At 73.8% G+C, this 3,647-nt stretch carries 4 protein-coding genes and 1 pseudogene; 4 read left to right on the forward strand and 1 reads right to left on the reverse strand.

The window, feature by feature from the left end:
- The 4 genes from AC0CYZ_RS14320 to AC0CYZ_RS14335 form a co-directional block, all read left to right on the forward strand.
- On the forward strand, positions 1 to 894 hold an 894-nt coding region (locus AC0CYZ_RS14320), incomplete at its 5' end, for a GAF domain-containing protein (protein WP_472216415.1).
- Between the two features lie 50 nt (positions 895 to 944).
- On the forward strand, positions 945 to 2,000 hold the full coding sequence (locus AC0CYZ_RS14325; RefSeq protein ID WP_472216417.1) for a 2,3-butanediol dehydrogenase: 1,056 nt from the start codon (positions 945 to 947) through the stop codon (positions 1,998 to 2,000).
- A complete protein-coding gene (locus AC0CYZ_RS14330) occupies positions 1,997 to 2,794 on the forward strand; it encodes an acetoin reductase (RefSeq protein WP_472216419.1) in 798 nt (265 codons plus the stop codon). Before AC0CYZ_RS14325 ends, AC0CYZ_RS14330 begins: the two co-directional genes overlap by 4 nt.
- Before the next feature lie 262 nt (positions 2,795 to 3,056).
- The gene (locus AC0CYZ_RS14335) at positions 3,057 to 3,368 is read left to right on the forward strand and encodes a hypothetical protein (protein ID WP_472216421.1); all 312 of its coding nucleotides are present in this window, start codon (positions 3,057 to 3,059) and stop codon (positions 3,366 to 3,368) included.
- Here the strand turns inward: AC0CYZ_RS14335 and AC0CYZ_RS14340 are convergent.
- Positions 3,349 to 3,647, reverse strand: a pseudogene (locus AC0CYZ_RS14340) (Pls/PosA family non-ribosomal peptide synthetase); the annotation flags it as partial. The gene AC0CYZ_RS14335 and the pseudogene AC0CYZ_RS14340 overlap by 20 nt on opposite strands.

Here is a 3,647-nt window from a genome sequence, read left to right on the forward strand (position 1 = left end):
CGGGTCGGGCGGCTGGCCGACGACCTCGGCTTCCTCCCGGGGGCGGACTGGACCGAGGCCGCCGTCGGGACGAACGCGATCGGCACCGCGCTCGCCGAGCACGCGTCGGTGCAGCTCTTCTCCGCCGAGCACTTCGTCCGCGCCCAGCATCCGTGGACGTGCACCGCGAGCCCCATCCACGATCCGCGCACCGGCGAGATGCTCGGCGTCGTCGACCTCTCCGGCCCCGCGCCCACCGTGCACCCGACCACCGTCGCCCTCGTCCACACCGCCGTGCGCCTCGCCGAGTCCGGGCTCTGGACCCACCACGAGGCCCGTCTCGACCGGCTGCGGTCCGTCGCGGGACCGCTGCTCGCCCGCGAGCGCGGGCCGGCCCTCGTCGTCGACGAGCACGGCTGGGTCGCGGGCGCCACCGGTCTCGCCCCACGAGACCGGGTCGCCGTCCCACGCGCGGGCGAGGCGCTCCTCGTGCACGGCCTCGGCGCGTGCCTGCCCGAGCGCGTCCCCGGCGGCTGGATGCTCCGCCCGAGCGGCACCGGCGAGGAGTCCACCCGCATCCGGCTCGACCCCGACGGGGAGCCGGCCGGGGCCGTCGTCGAGGGCCGGGAACAGTGGCGGCACGGGCTCTCGCGCCGCCACCAGCAGATCCTCGCGCTGCTCATGTGCGCCGGGACGGCCGGTCTCGACGCCGCCGCGCTGAGCCGCGCCCTCTACGACGACTCCGACCACCACGTGACCGTCCGCGCCGAGCTCTCGCGCCTGCGCCGGGTGCTCGGCGGGCTGATCGCGGCGCGGCCCTACCGCATCGCGCCCGGTGTCGAGGTCGTCCCGCCGACCCCCGAGGTCCTGACGCGCCTGCTCGGCTCTGCAACACCGCTGCAACCCTGGCCGTGACCCGGGTCACTCCCGTGGGATGGGGGTCCTGACGACGCCAGGGAGGACCCATGAAGGCCGCGCGCTTCCACGGACGCGGTGACGTCCGCGTCGAGGACGTCCCCGAACCCCACCCGGGCCCGGGGCAGGTGCAGATCGCCGTCGAGTGGTGCGGGATCTGCGGCACCGACCTGCACGAGTACCTCGACGGGCCGATCTTCGCGCCGACCCCCGCGAGCCCGCACCCGCTGACCGGCGGGGCGGTGCCGATCACCCTGGGCCACGAGTTCTCCGGGGTCGTCGCGGAGCTCGGCCCGGGGGTGACCGCATTTTCCGAGGGCGACCGCGTCGTCGTCGAGCCCTACGACGTGTGCGGGGAGTGCACCGCCTGCCGCGACGGCCGCTACAACACGTGCCGCAAGCTCGGCTTCATCGGTCTCGACGGCGAGCAGGGCGGGTTCGCCGAACGGATGGTCGTCGACACCCGGTGGGTCCACGCGATCGACGGCCTGACCCCCGAGCAGGGCGCGCTCGTGGAGCCACTCGCCGTCGGCTACCACGCGACGAAGCTCTCGGGCCTGGCCCCGGGCGGGTCGGCGGCCGTGTTCGGCTCCGGCCCGATCGGCCTGGTCACCGCCGCCGCGCTGCGCGCTACCGGCGCGGGGCAGGTCATCGTCGTCGAGCCCGCCGAGGCCCGGAAGGCCAAGGCCCCCGGCGCCGGCGCGGACCACGTCCTCGACCCGACCGAGGTCGACGTCCCGGAGGCGATCCGCGAGCTGACCGACGGGCGCGGCGCCGACGTGACCTTCGAGTGCGCGGGCGTGGACGAGGTCCTCGCGGCCGCCGTCGCCAGCACCCGACCCGGCGGGACGTGCGTCAACGTCTCGATCTGGGGCCACCCCGCGACCTTCGACGTCAACGCGCTCGTCTTCTCCGAGATCCACCTGGTCGGCTCGCTCGCCTACGCGAACCGCCACGAGGAGGTCATCGAGCTGATCCGCTCCGGAACGGTCGACGTGGACCAGTTCATCACCGGGCGGATCGGGCTCGACGACATCGTCGACCGCGGGTTCCGCGAGCTCATCGACCACAAGGAGTCCAACGTGAAGATCCTGGTGCAGCCGTGAGCCGGGCGGGTGGGGAGTCGCCCCGACAGCGCGTCGCCGTCGTCACCGGGGCCGGGCGCGGGATCGGCGCCGCCATCGCGCGGCGCCTCGCCGCCGACGGTCTCGCCGTCGTGGTCGCCGACCTGGACGCCACCACCGCGGCGCAGACCACCGAGACCATCACGGCGGAGGGCGGGCGCGCGGTGTCCCAGGTCGCCGACGTCTCCGACCGCGACGCGTGCTTCGCCCTGGTCGACGCGGCCCGCGAGGAGTTCGGCGGCCTCGACGTCATGGTCTCGAACGCCGGGATCGCGCAGGTCAAGACGCTGCTCGAGGTGACGCCGGTGGACCTCGAGCGGATGCTCGGGGTGAACGTCGGCGGGGTGCTGTGGTGCCTGCAGGCCGCGGCCGAGGCGATGATCGAGCAGGGCCGGGGCGGCAAGATCATCTCGGCGTCGTCGATCGCCGGGCACCAGGGCTTCGACCACCTCGGGCACTACTCGGCCTCGAAGTTCGCCGTCCGTGCCCTCACCCAGGCCGCCGCGAAGGAGCTCGCGCCCCACGGCATCACGGTCAACGCCTACTGCCCGGGCATCGTCGGGACCACGATGTGGGACGAGATCGACGTCGGCCTCGGCCGCTACCTCGGGACCGGGAAGGGGGAGGCGCTCGCGCAGTACGCGCAGCTCATCCCGCTGGGGCGGGTGCAGACGCCCGAGGACGTCGCGTCCTTCGTCTCCTACCTCGCGAGCCCCGACGCGGACTACATGACCGGGCAGGCGCCGATGATCGACGGCGGGATCGTGATGATCTAGGTGCGCGGCGCGCCCGTGAGCACTTTCCGGTGCGATAGGCCCCGAAAGTGCTCACGTGGCGAAGCCACCCCACCGACTTGCACCACGGGATGATCTGGGTAACATCAGCGACATGATCGCGCGACTGGGAGAGGTAGTACTCCGGCGCGTCGGGTGAGCCAGGCTCCCGGCGCGCAACGACACGGTGCGCGACCGTGAGATTGGCACGCCCCCGAGGCCTGGCTCGGATTCCAGCAGCGGATCCACTTCCCAGGAGCACGTCGTGACCACCCTCGAGCCCGCCCCCGTCCAGGCCGCCGACGTCGAGCGCGCCGTCAACGGGCCGGGTCGCCGTCCGTCCCGCCTGCCGCGCCCGTGGACCATCGTCACCACCGGCGGCATGCGCGGCGTCATGACCCTGACGTCGCAGCTGTGCGACCTCGGCTACCGGGTCCCGGACTTCTCCGTCGACGTCCACGAGGGCGTCTCCTGCTCCTGCATCTCGTGCACCGTCGCGCTCACCACCGACGAGTGCGACGCGTTCGCCGCGCGGGTCCGCACCCTGCCCGGCGTCGTCAGCGTCGAGCCGTTCTGAGCGTCCGCGCCCCGCGGGGATCCGGGCGGGCGACGGGCACTTCCTCGGCGGGATTGCCGAGCCACCGGGCGCCCCGGGGGACGCGGTGGCCCTTGGTGAGGAAGGCGTCCCCGCCGAGCACGGCGTCCTGGTCGATCACCGTGTCGTAGTGCACGAACGCCGCCGTCGCGAGGGTGGCGCCCGACCCGACGACGATCGGCGCCGACTTGAACACGCCGTCCTCCATCGAGTGGGCCTGCAGGATGACGCCGGCGTTGAGGGTGACGTCGTCCCCGAGGG

This window comes from Actinomycetospora sp., assembly GCF_055612215.1.